This is a genomic window from Lederbergia citri, assembly GCF_018343625.1.
Taxonomy (GTDB): Bacteria; Bacillota; Bacilli; order Bacillales; family Bacillaceae_C; genus Lederbergia; species Lederbergia citri.
Genome location: NZ_JAGYPG010000001.1, coordinates 748,525 through 764,665 on the forward strand (window position 1 = coordinate 748,525; position 16,141 = coordinate 764,665).

The 16,141-nt window shown below is 34.5% G+C and carries 16 protein-coding genes and 1 other annotated feature; of the genes, 7 read left to right on the forward strand and 9 right to left on the reverse strand.

Features of this window, described 5'->3' with window-relative positions; translation table 11 throughout:
* Window positions 1–16 precede the first annotated feature (16 nt).
* From KHA97_RS03855 to KHA97_RS03865, 3 genes are read right to left on the reverse strand one after another with little or no spacing between them, the layout of a single operon-like run.
* Complete coding sequence (locus tag KHA97_RS03855; RefSeq protein WP_213123411.1) at window positions 17–967, reverse strand: GDP-mannose 4,6-dehydratase; 951 nt, start codon at window positions 965–967, stop codon at window positions 17–19.
* A 3-nt stretch (window positions 968–970) separates the two neighbouring features.
* Entirely contained in the window at window positions 971–2,050 is a 1,080-nt protein-coding gene (locus KHA97_RS03860; protein WP_213123412.1) for a Gfo/Idh/MocA family protein, read from the reverse strand.
* Entirely contained in the window at window positions 2,051–3,154 is a 1,104-nt protein-coding gene (locus tag KHA97_RS03865) for a DegT/DnrJ/EryC1/StrS family aminotransferase (RefSeq protein ID WP_213123413.1), read from the reverse strand.
* Window positions 3,155–3,519: 365 nt separating this feature from the next.
* Between KHA97_RS03865 and KHA97_RS03870 the strand changes: the two genes are divergently transcribed.
* Both KHA97_RS03870 and KHA97_RS03875 read left to right on the forward strand, forming a co-directional pair.
* Complete coding sequence (locus tag KHA97_RS03870) at window positions 3,520–4,833, forward strand: nucleotide sugar dehydrogenase (RefSeq protein WP_213123414.1); 1,314 nt, start codon at window positions 3,520–3,522, stop codon at window positions 4,831–4,833.
* Window positions 4,834–5,158: 325 nt separating this feature from the next.
* A complete protein-coding gene (locus KHA97_RS03875; RefSeq protein ID WP_213123415.1) occupies window positions 5,159–5,371 on the forward strand; it encodes a hypothetical protein in 213 nt (70 codons plus the stop codon).
* On the opposite strand, the gene metG is transcribed toward KHA97_RS03875, so the two are convergent.
* A complete protein-coding gene (gene metG / locus KHA97_RS03880; protein WP_213123416.1) occupies window positions 5,360–6,997 on the reverse strand; it encodes a methionine--tRNA ligase in 1,638 nt (545 codons plus the stop codon). The genes KHA97_RS03875 and metG overlap by 12 nt on opposite strands.
* Window positions 6,998–7,048: 51 nt before the next feature.
* Window positions 7,049–7,310: a binding site (T-box leader), on the reverse strand.
* A gap of 161 nt (window positions 7,311–7,471) precedes the next feature.
* Here metG and KHA97_RS03885 point away from each other — a divergent pair.
* Window positions 7,472–7,645 carry a hypothetical protein gene (locus tag KHA97_RS03885; RefSeq protein ID WP_213123417.1) on the forward strand — a complete coding sequence of 58 codons (174 nt, stop codon included), beginning with the start codon at window positions 7,472–7,474 and terminating at the stop codon, window positions 7,643–7,645.
* Window positions 7,646–7,771: 126 nt separating this feature from the next.
* Here the strand turns inward: KHA97_RS03885 and KHA97_RS03890 are convergent, their stop codons facing one another.
* Genes KHA97_RS03890 through KHA97_RS03900 form a run of 3 tightly spaced genes read right to left on the reverse strand, consistent with a single transcriptional unit; the run spans window position 7,772 to window position 10,689 of the window.
* The gene (locus KHA97_RS03890; protein ID WP_213123418.1) at window positions 7,772–9,394 is read right to left on the reverse strand and encodes an ABC1 kinase family protein; all 1,623 of its coding nucleotides are present in this window, start codon (window positions 9,392–9,394) and stop codon (window positions 7,772–7,774) included.
* 25 nt (window positions 9,395–9,419) lie between these two features.
* Window positions 9,420–9,872 (reverse strand): GNAT family N-acetyltransferase, encoded by a 453-nt coding sequence (locus KHA97_RS03895; protein WP_213123419.1) that lies wholly within the window; start codon window positions 9,870–9,872, stop codon window positions 9,420–9,422.
* 16 nt (window positions 9,873–9,888) lie between these two features.
* Window positions 9,889–10,689 (reverse strand): HAD family hydrolase, encoded by an 801-nt coding sequence (locus tag KHA97_RS03900; protein ID WP_213123420.1) that lies wholly within the window; start codon window positions 10,687–10,689, stop codon window positions 9,889–9,891.
* Between the two features lie 238 nt (window positions 10,690–10,927).
* Here KHA97_RS03900 and KHA97_RS03905 point away from each other — a divergent pair, with 238 nt between their 5' ends.
* Both KHA97_RS03905 and KHA97_RS03910 read left to right on the forward strand, forming a co-directional pair.
* Entirely contained in the window at window positions 10,928–11,521 is a 594-nt protein-coding gene (locus KHA97_RS03905; protein WP_213123421.1) for a hypothetical protein, read from the forward strand.
* Between the two features lie 185 nt (window positions 11,522–11,706).
* Window positions 11,707–12,336, forward strand: coding sequence for a metal-dependent hydrolase (locus KHA97_RS03910; RefSeq protein ID WP_213123422.1), 630 nt, complete (start codon window positions 11,707–11,709; stop codon window positions 12,334–12,336).
* 26 nt (window positions 12,337–12,362) lie between these two features.
* Here KHA97_RS03910 and KHA97_RS03915 read toward each other — a convergent pair whose 3' ends face one another.
* Entirely contained in the window at window positions 12,363–13,340 is a 978-nt protein-coding gene (locus KHA97_RS03915; protein ID WP_213123423.1) for an alpha/beta fold hydrolase, read from the reverse strand.
* Between the two features lie 216 nt (window positions 13,341–13,556).
* Here KHA97_RS03915 and KHA97_RS03920 point away from each other — a divergent pair, with 216 nt between their 5' ends.
* Both KHA97_RS03920 and KHA97_RS03925 read left to right on the forward strand, forming a co-directional pair.
* Window positions 13,557–14,912 (forward strand): Nramp family divalent metal transporter, encoded by a 1,356-nt coding sequence (locus tag KHA97_RS03920; RefSeq protein ID WP_213124297.1) that lies wholly within the window; start codon window positions 13,557–13,559, stop codon window positions 14,910–14,912.
* 4 nt (window positions 14,913–14,916) lie between these two features.
* Entirely contained in the window at window positions 14,917–15,795 is an 879-nt protein-coding gene (locus tag KHA97_RS03925) for a GNAT family N-acetyltransferase (protein WP_213123424.1), read from the forward strand.
* Window positions 15,796–15,799: 4 nt separating this feature from the next.
* Here KHA97_RS03925 and KHA97_RS03930 read toward each other — a convergent pair whose 3' ends face one another.
* On the reverse strand, window positions 15,800–16,135 hold the full coding sequence (locus tag KHA97_RS03930; protein ID WP_213123425.1) for a L,D-transpeptidase: 336 nt from the start codon (window positions 16,133–16,135) through the stop codon (window positions 15,800–15,802).
* Between the last annotated feature and the right edge of the window lie 6 nt (window positions 16,136–16,141).

A 16,141-nucleotide genomic window follows, 5' to 3' on the forward strand; every position in this document is an offset into this window, starting at 1 on the left:
CGTTCCGTGAAAAATCCTAATTGTTCTCCTCTCCTTTTAGCCAAGAATACGTTTTATTAACTCCTTCTTCTAAAGAATGACGGGGGTTCCAATTAAGCTCATTCTTAATTTTTTCGGCACTAATACATCTCCTCTCCACCACATCAACTTTCCGTTTCGGCTCAAACTTAAGTGGAAGATCTAAGTGCCTACTGGCTTTTTTTGTTTCTTGAGCAAGGTCGAGGATACTTGTTTCCACTCCTGTTCCGATATTATAAACTTGCCCAATTGCTTTTTCGCGGGTAGCTGCTAGGATAATAGCATCCATTGCATCTTCAACAAATGTAAAATCTCTCGTCTGACTTCCGTCACCATAAATAATCATAGGTTGATCATTTTGAGCTGCTTCAAAAAACTTTGCAACGACACCACAATAGGGGTTGGTGGAAAGCTGGCCAGGACCATATACATTTGAAAATCTTAGTATACTGACTGGTAATTGGTACATCTTATGATAAACATTACAATAATGCTCCATAGAGAATTTACTGGCGGCATACGGAAGGTTGATATTATAGTATGATTCAGGGGTAGGTATAGTAGAGGCTTGACCGTATATTGAGGTAGTAGAAGCATAAACGAACCTTTTTAATTCTGTACAGTATTCTTGAGCCTTTTGAAGGAGTAGATACCCTCCATACAAATTCGTTTCAAAATCACTTTCTATATTTTCAACTGACAAAATTAGATTTTTACACGCAAAATGAAAAATATAATTGACCTTTGGTAATATCTCTTCCAATATCTTTTCATTTGTAATGCTTTCTTCATAAAATGTGATGTGTTCAGAATCAGGGAGTGCAGCTCTGTTTCCTGTTGATAGATCATCAATCACATAAACATGGTCACATAACGGAAGCAGCCTTTTAACAAGCTGTGAACCTAAAAAGCCTGCTCCACCAGTAACCACTACTTTTCCTAAATTCATCGATTAATCTCCTTTCTTTCTGTTCATGTCAGATGTTGCAAATGCCTTTAAAGGACAGTTCACAATTTCATCATTAAGAGCTGATTGATAAAGGGCGAAAATCAGTTCAAGTGCTTTTTTTCCTTCCTTTCCATCAATCAATACATGCTTATTTTCGAAATTTACGGCTTCAAGAAAATTGTCATACATGTAAATTTCCTCATTTTTATCATTAATGAGATTATTAAGTTCCTCAATATTTACTTCCTCTCCCTCAATAAACCATCTAGAAATTTTATTGAGTGAAGGACCTTCAATGCAAATGGTTCCTTTTTCCCCGAAAATGGATAACGAGTATCCTAAATTATTAGGGTTGGTAACTATGTTGGCCTCAATAATCCCCTTCGCTTGATTACGGAAGCGGATGACTCCTACCGCAACGTCCTCAGTTTCCTTTAACTGTGATAAATGCTGTATTATCTCTCCATATACTGTTTCAACGTCGCCTAAAAACCATTGAAGTAAATCAATAACATGAATACCCTGATTAATGAGCATTCCGCCATCACTTTCCCATTTTCCTCTCCATGAAGCTAATGAATAATATTCCGGGGAACGATTAATTCGTATTGAACAAACACCTAAAAACAGTTTTCCGAGTTTCCCTTTATTAATTAATTTCTTTATCCTTTGCATAATTGGCATAAAACGAAGCTGATGGCAGATCATAAGTTCCTTATTTTGTTTTTGGGCTATATGAATTAATTCATTGGATTCCTTTATAGATAAAGCCATTGGTTTTTCTAAAATAACATGTTTGTTTGCTGTGAGTGATGCCTTTGCCATCTCTGCATGAAGACCCGAAAACGATGCTATAATCACGGCATCAATATTTTCGTCCTCAAGCATTTCTTTATAATTTTTATAAAACTTAATTGGATTCTCCTGACCTGAGATTGTTTGATAATATTTCTCCGCTTCCTCCATTCTTTCATGATTAAGATCACTCACTGCAGTTAACTGAGTCTCCGTACAGGACGAGAGTGCCATTAGATGTTTATTGGAAATATAGCCACAGCCTATCAAGCCAAATCGTACGACCATCTAGGCACCTCCCATATCGCATAAAATATCTATAATTCTATCTTGTTCACTCTCGGATAAAAATGGATCAAGAGGAATAGCAAATAATCTTTCAGATAACGATTCAGAGATTGGGAAATCTCCTTCCTTATAGTTGAAAGAGCGATATACTTCTTGGAGGTGTAAACAACGTGGATAATAAATACCTGTTTGAATCTGTTCCTTTGCCAGAGCATTTATAATTTCATCACGAAAATTAGATTCAATGCAAAATAAGTGATAAATATGTGTTCGATCATATGCCTCACTAGGTAATTGTAAATTAGGAACTTCCTTAAGAAAATGTCGATAACGGTCCGCAATCCTTCTTCTTTCTACATTCCATTGATCAATTTTTGTAAGATTAACAAGTAAAATAGCTGCGTGTATTTCATCCAAACGACTGTTGTACCCTATCCTATCGTGATAGTATTTTTTAGTAGTTCCGTGAGTGCGAAGATTTCTAATTTTATCTGCTAGCTTAATATCTGAAGTAGTAATGACTCCCCCATCACCAACTGTTCCTAAATTTTTCGTTGGAAAAAAAGAAAAGCAAGCTGCATCTCCTAAACTTCCTACCCACTGATCTTTATACGTAGCACCAAATGCCTGACAAGCATCTTCAATGACTAACAATCCATACTTTTTGGCAATCTCATTGATTTCATCCATGTCTGCAGGCTGCCCGAAGATATGAACTGGAATGATGGCTTTAGTTGATGACGTTATATTTTTTTCAATTTCTTTAGGGTTTAGATTAAAGGTTAAAGGATTTACATCAGCAAAAACGGGGATGGCTCCAACACGCGAGATTGCTTCTGCCGTAGCAAAGAAAGTAAATGGTGTTGTAATGACTTCATCTCCCTTTCCTATTCCATAAGCCTCTAGAGTAAGAATCAGCGCATCTGTACCATTTGCCACAGCAATTGCTTCCAGAACGCCTAGCTTTCTCGCAATTTTTTCTTCGAGTTCCTTCACTTTTGGACCTAAAATGTAGTTCCCGTTATCAATAACATCGTTAATCCCTTGAAGTATCTCTTCTTTTACACTTTGAAACTGACGCTTTAGATTGACTAAATTAATCATCATATACTCCTTATCCCTATATCAAAAAACGTTACGGTACATGTAAAATATCGGAAAAAGGATTGGCGCCAACATACTTTCAATTGATAAGTTTTATCGAAATCCTATCCGTTTTTTATTAACCGTTTGTATTCCTGTTGATATAGTCATTTAGATAATTCTCCATAATCTATGACTCTTTCATCAACACAGTAACGGCAAAAAACCATTCCTATCGACAATTTTTCTTTAAAACTATTATGTATCGAGAAAACATTTATAGTACCTCTGCACAAATTGTAAAAAATATGTTGTTTGTCCATTTCCAATTTAACCTGTAAACATAATTTAGATGTATTACTTCAATGTTGAGACGGGGGAGATGAATGAACACCGGTGAATCAAATTTCATAAGAAAAAACATAGCTGTAATAGGATTAGGTTTTGTAGGACTTCCATTGTCTATGATGCTTGCCGAAAAAGGTTTTCAAGTAATTGGAATAGATGTGGATGAGAGTAAAATATCAAAACTTCAACACTCAATAAGCTATGTTGGAGACATTGTTAACAAAAGGTTAAACAGAGTTATAGAAAGTGGAAAATTCGAGGCTACTACTAATTTTGATGTTATCAAGGACGTTGACACAATTATTATTTGTGTGCCAACACCCCTTACAAAACAGAAAATACCCGATTTACGATTTATTATTAACGTAGGGGAAGAAATTCAACAAAGGCTTAAAAAAGGGCAATTGGTTGTACTAGAAAGCTCGACCTTCCCCGGTACAACGAGGGAAGTCTTCTTGCCAATACTTGAGAAAAGTGGATTGAAAGTAGGTGAGGATTTTTACTTAGCCAATTCTCCAGAAAGAATTGATCCTGGTAACAGTCAATATGGCATAGAAGAAATTCCTAAAGTAATTGGTGGGCTGACAAACAGATGTAAACAAGAGGCAGTGTCTCTTTATAGTGTAATTTATAGCGAAGTTGTTCCGGTCTCCTCAACAGAAGCAGCTGAATTGACCAAACTCCTTGAGAATACCTTTCGTTTCATTAATATTTCCTTTATAAATGAAATGGCAATGCTATGCGATCAATTACAGGTTGATATATGGGATGTCATTGCGGCTGCAGGGACAAAACCATACGGATATATGCCATTTTATCCAGGTCCAGGTATCGGGGGACATTGCATACCTGTTGATCCTCTTTACCTTCAATGGAAACTTCAGCAAATAGGTACAAACAGTGACTTTATTACTATATCCGAACAAGTAAACCAAAAAATGATTGATTATATTGTTCGCCATACAGATGAGGTCCTACAACCAAACAAAAAACTTTCTTCATCAAAAATTCTGATTTATGGTGTAACTTATAAAAAGGATGTTGCAGATACTCGTGATGCTCCTTCTCTTGAAATAATTGAGCAGTTTAACAAAAAAGGAGCTTCAGTCTTATATCATGACCCGTATATTCCTTCATTAAATATTGGGAATAAATTATATAAGAATACCGCCATAACAGAAGACTTACTGGAGGAGGTCGATTGTGTGATTATATTAAGTGACCATACGGCCATTCCTCTTGAAAAAATATTAAATCATGCTTCTCTTGTATTTGATGCAAGAAATGTGACAAAAGGACATACGGGAAAAGCAGTTGTGAAGCGTTTAGGAGACGGATTTTTAGCTAAATAACAATATTAATAAATCAAATATCAACTTAACCATTCACGGAACCTCAAATACTACCCAAATAACTTCCATCTAGTCCTAGTGACTAAAAATTTTCCTCTTAAATTTTGTAGTATTGTACGTATACTGAATTTACTCACAACTACTAATATATAATCCTAAAAAGACCTATCCTTATAATTGAAAAACAAAACTTTTCAAAAAACCTTTACGAAAAGTTTTGTTTTATTTCTTCTTTTGTTCATATTAATAAAATATGGCATAGCAATTCGTTTTCTAATATAATTATTGATATAGTATCTATCATTTACTAATAGGAGTGATTTAATTGGCATCTTCCAAAGCAAAAAAACAAAGACAAAAATTAATTCGTGGAGGACGTAGAAATCCAGCTGACAACAGAAGCCCATTTGCTTTTGCTGATATGAGAACACGAAAAACAAAAACCAAAAAAGATCAACTTTATATGATAAAACATAAAAACCATGATTCCCACAACGGAAACGATGGTTTTTATTTTTACCTTTTTTTACTTTTCTAATTGTTTTTTTAAGTTTTCTATTTCAACTGCAATATTTTCAATATCTATCCTCTTAAACAAAGGATCTACTCTCTTCAAAGAATATGCAGTGTTCTCTATTATACTCCACTCAAAGCTTGGTATTGTTAATATTTCATTTATCTTTTCGCTTGAAAATGGCAAAAATGGATGTAAAAGCTGCACCAAATTTATGATAATAAATACACAAGTTGTCAATGTATTTTCACATTCTCTTGGAGTGTCATGTATTTGTATCCAAGGCTTTTCGTCATCAAAATATTTATTCGCACGTCTAACGAATTCAAAGATCAATTCCAATGCTTGTTTAGATTGGCTTTTCTCAATAAGCTCACCTGCATTAGTATATAGTTTTGCAACCTCATCTTTTATTTTTTCATTAATGTTTCCTTTTGGGACTTGCCCTCCATACGATTTCTCAATAAATTTTAATGTTCGATTGACAAAGTTTCCATATGCCCCTAATAGTTCACTGTTATGACTGTAAACAAACTCTCTCCACGAAAAGTCAGAATCTCTATTTTCAGGTGCATTAATTGTTAGGAAATAGCGTATGGAGTCAGGTTCGTATTTTTTCAAAAGATCTTGAACCCAAACTGCCCAGTTTTTACTTGTTGAAATCTTTTTCTTTTCCAATGTTACATACTCATTAGATACAATATGGGTAGGCAAACTATTGATTCCCGCTCCCATTAAGATTGATGGCCAAATAATAGAATGAAATGGAATATTGTCTTTTCCGTGTACATAATAAGATATTGAATTTTTATTCCAATAGTCTGCATCACTTTGATTAAAGTCTTTCGCCCATTTTTTGCTAGCGGAAAAATATCCTGCCACGGCTTCTATCCATACATAGATTTTCTTCTCTTCATATCCCTTAACAGGTACAGGGACTCCAATTGGTAAATCTCTAGAAACGGGCCGATCATGCAATCCTTCCTTTAAATATCTTTCCGTCAATTGAATAGCATTCGTTCGCCACAAATTATGTCTTTTGGCATAATTAACATATTCCTCTAATTTTGATTGAAATGCACTTAATCTGAAATAAAAATGTTCAGTTTTCTTTGACGAAGGAGAATCACCACATATTTTACAGCTTTTCTCCAAAAGATCTAAAGGATCCAATATTTGCGAGCAGTGGTCACACTGATCTCCCCTCGCTTCATTACTACAGTTTGGACATATTCCCTCTACAAATCGATCCGGCAAAAATTGATTACAAGTATAACAATATACTTGCTCGACCTCTTTTTTATAGATATATCCGTTATTTAATAACTTTAAAAATAAAGCCTGCACAATTTCGTGATGGAGTGTGGTATCTGTTCGTGTATAACAATCGTATGTGAATCCTAGCTTTCTAAAACAATCACTAAACTCTCCGTGATATTTATCAGCAATTTCCTTATGGGCAACTCCTTCCTGTTTTGCTTTCAAAAAAATCGGAGTACCATTAACATCACTGCCTGATACATATAGTACCTTTTCACCTTTTGCCCTATAATAACGTGCTAAAATATCGCCTGACAATAAACTCGCAATATGACCAATATGCAGAGATCCATTAGCATACGGCCATGCTCCACCAATTAAGATGCTCATTATATTTCCTCCTTTAAATAAAATAAAAAACCCCGCCCCAAGACAAAATTGTCAAAGGACGAGGTTGTGCTCGTGTTACCACCTTTTTTCACTAATCATTCGCATGATTAGCCTCATTAAGTACGGAACGAAGACGTTCTTATACTTTGACATTTATAACGAGTGCCAAATCTCGTCATAGCCTAACTTTAAATTAAAGCTCAGCTATGCAACTCAGAGACCATCTTCAATCAACTTTTCTTTGCTTCTTTTCAGCTACCGAAGCTCTCTGTACAAGAATCCATTGATTTACTCTTCTCATCAAAGTTTTTAGATTTAATATTTTCCTAATTATTACATTAACTGATATTAAAAACAAGAAAATTAGGAATAAAAATTACGACATTAGAACAGATAAATATTCATCCCATACTATACAATTACTTAATTATTTTTTATACTATCTTTAAAGTACTTATAGGTGGAGGATATATAATGACTGAAGGTCCCAAAAAAATATCATTACAAGAGTTAATGCAAAAAAAACTTGCCGAAAAAAAAGCTGCCCAAAATTCTAAGTCTAGTGTAAAGGGCAACACCGAAACAAAAAAGTTAAAAAGCCAGCAAACGAAAAAAACAAGCAACACTAGAAGAAAAATGGGAGTTTAAATATCTAACTATAGTTTATGGATAGCAGTAAGTCCATAAACTTTTTTTATGCGAAAAAGGAGAAAAGGGGTTTTTAAACAAATAAAAAAAGAAGAATTTGGGAAAGAAACAATACTCCTCTCTCCCTCATCCTCTTCTATGATCATGCATATATTTCATCCATTTTTTCTGCCTTGAGCCACATATTAGATACCCAACACTACTAATAACAAATATACCAATCGCAAGCTTCCAAAGTATAGGTTGTGTTATATAAAAACCAAATGGCATTCCAATTGCACTAATGAGCATTATTTGATAGAACCGTTTTTTATTATTTTCATAAATCGTAAATTGAAAATGCCTTCTTTGTTCAACTTCTTTTATCCGTTCAATATGCTGCGGTAAAGCTAGAAACTCTTTTATAGAATAAACAATTCTAAATAAGGGCTGCGATTGGACCCAATGCCAAACAAAAGTCCATTTATTATCCCCCTTCTTTTCTAACCACTCCATAAAAGCAGATCTTATTAAATCGAACAAATCTTCTTCCGGTACTAATTCACGAATCATTCCTTCGATTGTGACGAAAGCTCTTCCTAAAAATACAAATCGGGTTGGAACTTGAATAGGGAGTGCTCGAATGATGTCATTCATTTCCATTTTAAATGCAATTAAATCTATATCTTTCAATTGGAAAGATTGGAAGGACATAAGTTCAGCTAACAGTTTTTCCATCGTTCTTGTATCCGCTTCTGGCAAAACGAATCCCAATTGAACAAAACATTCAACTGCTTTTGCATAATTTTTTGAAAGAAAGCTTTCGATTAAGGATTGGAAATTGGTAGCATCCTTTTTTGAGATTTCTCCCACCATACCAAAATCTAGTAAGATTATGCTCCCCTTTTTCGATACGAGAACATTTCCGGGATGCGGATCTGCATGAAAAATCCCTGACTCCAGCCATTGCGGAAGGAACACCGATATGAGTTTATGAGCCAATTCATTTCGGTTAATTGATAGTCGATTTAGAGTCTCAGCTTCAGTTATCCTGCTCCCTTCTACCCATTCCATTACAAGAACTTTTTGAGTACTCAATTCGGGATAAACAGAAGGGATTTTAATGCATTCATCATCATTAAAACGTTCCTTAAACGTAAGAAGAGATTTTTGTTCTTTTAAAAAATCTAATTCTCTATCAATCACTTCTTTTAGTTCATTAAACAAAACTTTTAAGTTAATAAATCCTTTTGGAATCGGTATAAAATGATCGGCAAACCAAATAATGAATCCTATTGTTCGAAAATCTGTTTTAATGATTGAGTCAATATACGGGCGCTGCACTTTGATGGCAACGGTAGAACCATCTTTTAACTCGCCTTTATATACTTCGCCAATAGATGCGGATGCAATGGCTTTTTTTTCAATAGAAATTAAGTGTTGGTTTATATTGCAGCCCCATTCTTTTTCTATGATCTTCTCAATTTCCTCAAAACGAGAAGGTGGCACATTGTCTGTAAGGTCTTGTAATTGTTTAATAAACGCATTCGGCAGTATATCGCCACGAATACTAAGCATCTGTCCGATTTTGATAAGGAGCCCCTCTAATTCAAAAAGTGTTTTCCTAAACCGCTCCCCTATTTTTTCCCAAAGCATATCCCAGTCTGTATCAGACTTTCTCCTCATTTTATACGAATATATTTGGAAAAAGCTTATAAAGAACATCGATAACACTTTGTAAATACGATAATACTTATTAGTCGTTTTCATAAAACATATCGCCCACTTAAAAGATTCATAAATCTCTAGATAAACGTATCATATCAATGGCTTGTATACCATTTTCAAATATAGCTTCATTGTAATGCCGAATAAAGAAATCTTTATCTATGCCCGATATTCTAAACCCACATTTTTGATAAAGAGCCAGTTGGTTTATACTAGAGTTCGCGGTTCCAACTTCTATTGTTTTATACCCCTTTATTTTAGCTCTATGCATCGCGTCCGTTACCAATTGCTTTCCGATTCCCTTACCTTGATAGTTTTCTGCAACGGCAATATTAACTAATTCCACCATATTGGGTCTTGTTGGTAAAAGAACAAAAACACCTATCTTCTCATGATTATTTTCGGCTACAAAGCATTCTCCTCTTTTTAAATAATCACTTATTAAATCCTGAGAAGGATCGGCTAATAGTAATAAGCTCATAGGAGGTTCTTCCATAGTATTTAATTTTCTAATTTTCATATGCTACCCACCATTATCAAATTCCAACGTTTATAGCTAAATTTTCCAATATCGGAAAAAGTTCTTCTAAATGTTGAATTTCGTATGTTGGCACAACATCAGTCCGTTCCTTATCATGGCGATTAATCCATACCGATTTAATTCCAGTACGATTGGCACCAAGAATATCAGTATTTAAGTTGTCTCCAACCATTAATACTTCGTCTTTGTCCAATCCCATTAGCGACAAGGCATGTTCAAAAATAGAAGGATCGGGTTTCCCTTTTCCAAACCCTCCAGAAATCACAATATGTTCAAAATACGGAGAAAGCTCAGGTGTAATCGTCAATTTTGTGTTTTGTAAATCAGGTGATCCGTTCGTTAAAAGTAATAAGCGATAATGTTCTTTTAATTTATTTAATACATCAAATGTTTCTTCATACACAAATGGAAGATTTCTACGCTCTACTGGAAAACGTTCCGCTAGTTCAAATCCAAATTCAGGGTCATCGATGCCCAGCTTTTTTAATCCTTCGGTCCATGCCTCTTTTCTATAAGTTGGAACAATCCCTTTCATTTTATTAAAATTTGGTTCATCATCAAGAAAGTTGCCCCAAAGTCCTTCAAATGGGTTGATTCCGATCATTTGTGTGAATGGATACGTTTCATAGGTTGAGTATAAATGGCTAGCCGCCTCACGAACAGCCTCTTCCAACTTATCTACATCAATATCGTGTTTGACTTTTGCTATTTTACATGTTGCAACAAAGGCTTCCTTTACACTTTTCTGGTCCCAAAGGAGGGTATCATCTAAATCAAAAAATACTGCTTTAATCATTTTCGTCCTCGCCTCTTATGTAAATATTCTATCAATATGGATAGTGTATCATCTTTTTGGCGTAATAGAATAGAAAAACCTGTTTTAATACGTTTTTTATAGGTTATATATATACTAATAATAAATTACTAGTTTTTGTAACAGTTTTGTAACAATAGTAATATTTTTGATAAAAAGATGAAACTTTTTCAACTATCATACGTCTAATAAGTATAGGACTTAACGAGGAGTGTTAAATATGAAAACAAAGTTTTATGCAATTATTATTATGTCATTTATTTTATTTATTGCTGGAACCATTGGGAATGAAGGACTACATAGCAAGGCAACAACTCCACAGGATACAGCTGATATATTAATACACCCTCAAAAATCCAATTACGATTTATCTAAGGGCAGCGTTCTTGGGGATCCTGTTGCAGAAGTTGTGGAATCGAAATCTTCAATTCCGACTGATGAACTACTACCTAAAGAAGTAACAATTGATGATACCGTTTTTGTAAATATTATGAATGAAGAAAAATTTACTGAATTGAGTCAACTGGCTCTTAAATATAATGCAGGACTATATGCGATACCTGATAGTGATGTCTTTGCGATTGTTAAAGATGAAACGCCAATCTTTTTTATGAGTACTGGAGCTAAGTCTGCTTTAAAAGAATATGCTGATCTTCTTTCAGAATCTCTTGCTTTTAGCGGATTTGAAAACCTTGAAGAAGTTCGCGGAAACATGAATAATGTTTTGGAGACAGGCAATGAAATAAATGTTGGAGATGGTTACGAAGGATATTCCATATTCCAAGAAGATGGATGGATATATGTATCGTGGTAAAACATAAGGATTGGTGCTGAATTATTGCACTGATCCTTTTTAATTATTGCTAAACAGGAAATTATAGATTGGAGCATTGTGGAGAACATTACCGTCTAGCTGTAGGCGCTTGCGCTTTTTCTTTCAATACTGTCTTAACCATGTTAAGATACTAATCTAGTAATCAACATGGAAGGATGCTCTTGATGGATGGAAAAACTCATTTTATTGTAGGAGGAATCACGGGAATTGGGGTAGCTACATATGTAGGGGTGGAACTGCCAACCGCTTTTTCTTTTACGTTACTAGGTGCTTGTATTGGATTAGTCCCAGATCTTGATGTGAAGGGTACACTTTCCAATAAAATATCACTTAATAAAAATTGGATCATTACCCTATTAGCACTCTTAGGTTTATTAATTTTAGTAAATAGCTTCATTGTATATAAGGACATTGATCGCTGGCTTGGCTTTGGACTAGGACTAGCCTTAATGATAGTTCCGTCCTTTTTGATAAAACAAAAGTATATGTTGTTATTGACAGGTGCAGCCTCTTTAATTATAGGGATTTATCAACAAAACACATGGTTAACGATGCTTGGGATATATATTTGTATTGCAGCTCTTCTTCCCCACCGTTCCCTAACCCATTCATTAATCGGGTTGATCTATTTTTCTTTCATTGGATATTATTTAGAAAAGGATTTTCAAATGAATGGTTTATCACTACTATGTGCAGCGAGTTATGCCAGTCATTTAATATTGGATATGAAAATATTTCCAAAAAATCGTAAAGGTGTTAAGCTATTACAGCCTTTCTCTAAATTCGAGATATAAAAAACCGATGAAGCCATTTTTGGTGTTCATCGGTCTTTTTTCGTCTCTTTCAATAATAATGTAAGAAACTTTTCCTTTTCCTCGAACATAGGAGAGTGCGCTGAATGTTCAAACCATATCCAGTGTTTTTCACTTGCTGAAACATTTTTAAAAAATGCTTGTGTTGGTTCATAAGGAATGGTTAAATCATACTTTCCCATACAAAAATATATAGGTATCTTTACCTCGTGTATAACATTATTCAAATTGACCGTTTTCATTTCATCCTGAAGCATGTTTAAACTGAAAAATTGGCCTTTTATATGATTAACCATATCCATTAAGGTGTATTCCACGCCAATTAATAATTCTTTTAGTATTTTATTAATAAGATTTCCTTCGTAGGACATACCACCTCGAAAAACTTCTACATACTTTTGATGTACCTTATCTTTTTTTAAATCATTCCATGGAGGCATTCCAATCTTAATTAATTTCTTAATGGCTTTTTGATTATTTGCTTGTTTTGCCTTTTCCAATACATATTGATATGAAAGTTGTTCTCCCGCTATATAATCAATAAGTTGTGCCACCCCGAAATATCGATAGTAAAGTGACGGCTCTTTATAGACAGCCAATAATCCAATAATCGTGCCCCAAGAATGCCCGATTAAATAGATTTTTTCTTGTTTAAATTGTTTACGAAGATATTTCGTTAATTCAATTGTATCATCTACAAAACGATCTATTGTCATTGTTTCAGGAGGAATGCTTTTATTGTAAGATAATCCTGCCCCTCTCTGATCCCAATTTACGACTACAAAATGCTTCTCAAACTTCTTTTGAAATCTGCGGATAAAGCCAATTTGAGCGGCACCTGGACCACCATGAATCATTAATAATACTGGTTTACTCCTGTCCTCTCCCCTAATATAGATCCATTGTTCATGATTCCCTATTTTTAATGGAAAAAGTTCCGATATTGAATTTTCCTTATCAATTTTATGGGCTTTTCTTGTAAGCATTTTTTTCCCACCTATAGTTACCTCTACTCGTTTATAGAATATCATACAATGTAATTCACTAACATTATCATGACTTTTCCATAAATAACCCGAATTTTTTTCTTGCAAAATTAATTGAATTGGATTTATTATAAAACCAAAGTATTTTTTACACTAAAATTTGCATTAGGTAAACTTATTTAGATAGCAGCTAAAGTTTAAGGGGTGAGCAAGTTGATCCATAAAAATAGTGTATTAGATCGTAATCAGGGGTGGTTAAAAAGTAGTTCTAACATAAGCTTAGAAGAGGTAAACAATTCGGTTCGAATCCCTGAGAATGCCGGGTTTTGGAGGAAATTATTTGCATTTGCAGGTCCAGGATCTCTTGTTGCTGTTGGATATGTGGATCCTGGAAATTGGGCAACTTCTATTGCAGGTGGAGCTCGATTTGGTTATACATTACTTTCAATAATTTTAATATCTAGTCTAATGGCAATATTATTACAAACATTGTCTGCAAAACTTGGAATTGTAACGGGTAGAGATCTCGCTCAAGCGACAAGAGATGCTACTGGAAAGAAAACAGCCTTTTTCCTATGGATTATGGCAGAACTTGCGATAATTGCGACCGATCTTGCCGAAGTCATAGGATCTGCCATCGCATTAAATTTGCTTTTTGGAATTCCTTTATTAATAGGTATTTTGATAACGACTGTTGATGTATTATTGCTCTTATTACTACAGAAAAAAGGATTCCGTATTATTGAATCAATCGTCATCGTATTGATGGTTACAATATTTGGAGTTTTTACATTTGAAGTCATTGCTTCTAAACCAGAAGTGGGTGCCTTACTAAATGGATATATTCCTAAAATGGAAATCGTGACGAATCCTCAAATGTTGTTTATTTCATTAGGGATTCTTGGTGCAACAGTTATGCCGCATAATCTTTATTTGCATTCTTCTATTGTGCAAACACGTCAATATAAAAGAACGGAAAAAGGCAAAAAAGAAGCAGTTAAGTTTTCAGTCATTGATTCAACCTTTTCTCTCAGTATGGCTTTTTTAATCAATTCGGCCATCTTGATATTAGGTGCAGCAGCCTTCCATGGAAAAGGAATACAAGTATCTGAAATCGAAGAAGCATATAAATTACTAAGCCCTACTGTTGGAGTGGGGATTGCCAGTACTTTATTTGCAGTCGCATTATTAGCATCTGGGCAAAATTCAACGATTACTGGAACTTTATCTGGTCAAATAGTGATGGAAGGATTTCTGCATTTAAGAATCTCTCCTTGGCTTAGAAGGGTTATTACACGTATGCTTGCTGTCGTACCTGCATTTGTCGTTACTTGGATTGCAGGTTCAAGAGGAACTGCAGATCTTCTACTTTGGAGTCAGGTTATTTTAAGTCTACAGCTTCCATTCGCAGTTGTTCCGCTCATTCTATTTACGAATAGTAAAAAGAAAATGGGTGTGTTTGCCAATAAAACAGGTACGAAAGTGTTAGCTTGGATATGCACTGCTGCTATCATCGTTTTAAATATATTTTTAATTGGTTATATCCTTGTTACCGGACAGGATTTGGGATAATAGGATGAACAATTTACGCTTAATTAAAGACTATAAAAATGATGAGTGTTTAAGAAAAAGTTTTAATGAACTGGCAACCGATATTTTTGGTATTGATTTTGAGGAATGGTATCAAAAAGGATTTTGGGATAGTGATTACGTTCCATTTTCTTATGCAGTTGGAGACAAAGTCATTGCTAACGTTTCGGTAAACATATTAAATCTAATCATTGACGGAGAAACAAAGAAAGCTGTCCAAATTGGTACTGTCATGACCCATCCGGATTACAGGAACAAAGGACTTTCTGCTAATTTAATGCAAAATGTTCTTGAAGAATATGGGGAAATGAGTGACTATATCTATCTGTTCGCAAATCAATCAGTATTGGACTTTTACCCAAAGTTTGGATTTGGAGCTGTAGATGAATACGAGTTTTCAATGAAGTATCGACCTGAAGAAAATTCAGCAGTAAACAGACGCAAATTAGATGTGAAGAACCCAGAGGATTTGAATTTTATAAAGGAATTTGTTTCTACAAGAATTCCTCTTTCTCAAACATTTAGTACAGATCATACTTTAGGGATTTTTATGTTTCATTGCCTGAACGTATTCCCTGAAGATATCTACTTTTTAGAAAAAGAAAATGTGATCGTGCTCTTTAAGATAGAACACGATCACCTACATATTTTTGACATCGTCAGTAAAAATGAATATGACATTCAACAAATATTACATGTCATTGCAGATAATGATACTAGAAAAATAATCTTTCATTACACACCAGACTATCCAAATATTCAAGTTGAGTGGAAAAAATATTCTGGCTCTGAAGTTTTATTTGTAAAATCCAAACATTCACGTTTTCCGTCACGAATTAAGCATCCAATTACTTCTCAAGCGTAAACGGTTATCGATGAATAACTACTTTTGTCCCTATCGGAACTCGAGACGATAAATCTAATACATCACGGTTGTGCATTCTAATGCAGCCATGGGAAACATTTTTTCCAATGGATGAGGGATTATTTGTACCATGAATTCCATAATGAGGTCTTGATAGCCCCATCCACAGTGCTCCAAACGGACCACCTGGATGGGGTTGTTTATTAACAATGGTATACGTTCCAGAAGGTGTCGGAGTTAACATTTTTCCTACTGCGATAGGATACACTTTAATAATTCGATTTCCATCATGAAGTGCTAATTGATGCTTAGAAGTAGAAACGCTAATCCATTTGGCCATAAGATC

Bases quoted from the DNA above. Each gene is read 5' to 3' on its own strand.
- KHA97_RS03855 (WP_213123411.1), bottom strand. From the start codon at position 967: ATGAATTTAGGAAAAGTAGTGGTTACTGGTGGAGCAGGCTTTTTAGGT.
- KHA97_RS03860 (WP_213123412.1), bottom strand. From the start codon at position 2,050: ATGGTCGTACGATTTGGCTTGATAGGCTGTGGCTATATTTCCAATAAA.
- KHA97_RS03865 (WP_213123413.1), bottom strand. From the start codon at position 3,154: ATGATTAATTTAGTCAATCTAAAGCGTCAGTTTCAAAGTGTAAAAGAA.
- KHA97_RS03870 (WP_213123414.1), top strand. From the start codon at position 3,520: ATGAACACCGGTGAATCAAATTTCATAAGAAAAAACATAGCTGTAATA.
- metG (WP_213123416.1), bottom strand. From the start codon at position 6,997: ATGAGCATCTTAATTGGTGGAGCATGGCCGTATGCTAATGGATCTCTG.
- KHA97_RS03885 (WP_213123417.1), top strand. From the start codon at position 7,472: ATGACTGAAGGTCCCAAAAAAATATCATTACAAGAGTTAATGCAAAAA.
- KHA97_RS03890 (WP_213123418.1), bottom strand. From the start codon at position 9,394: ATGAAAACGACTAATAAGTATTATCGTATTTACAAAGTGTTATCGATG.
- KHA97_RS03895 (WP_213123419.1), bottom strand. From the start codon at position 9,872: ATGAAAATTAGAAAATTAAATACTATGGAAGAACCTCCTATGAGCTTA.
- KHA97_RS03900 (WP_213123420.1), bottom strand. From the start codon at position 10,689: ATGATTAAAGCAGTATTTTTTGATTTAGATGATACCCTCCTTTGGGAC.
- KHA97_RS03905 (WP_213123421.1), top strand. From the start codon at position 10,928: ATGAAAACAAAGTTTTATGCAATTATTATTATGTCATTTATTTTATTT.
- KHA97_RS03910 (WP_213123422.1), top strand. From the start codon at position 11,707: ATGGATGGAAAAACTCATTTTATTGTAGGAGGAATCACGGGAATTGGG.
- KHA97_RS03915 (WP_213123423.1), bottom strand. From the start codon at position 13,340: ATGCTTACAAGAAAAGCCCATAAAATTGATAAGGAAAATTCAATATCG.
- KHA97_RS03925 (WP_213123424.1), top strand. From the start codon at position 14,917: ATGAACAATTTACGCTTAATTAAAGACTATAAAAATGATGAGTGTTTA.
- KHA97_RS03930 (WP_213123425.1), bottom strand. From the start codon at position 16,135: ATGGCCAAATGGATTAGCGTTTCTACTTCTAAGCATCAATTAGCACTT.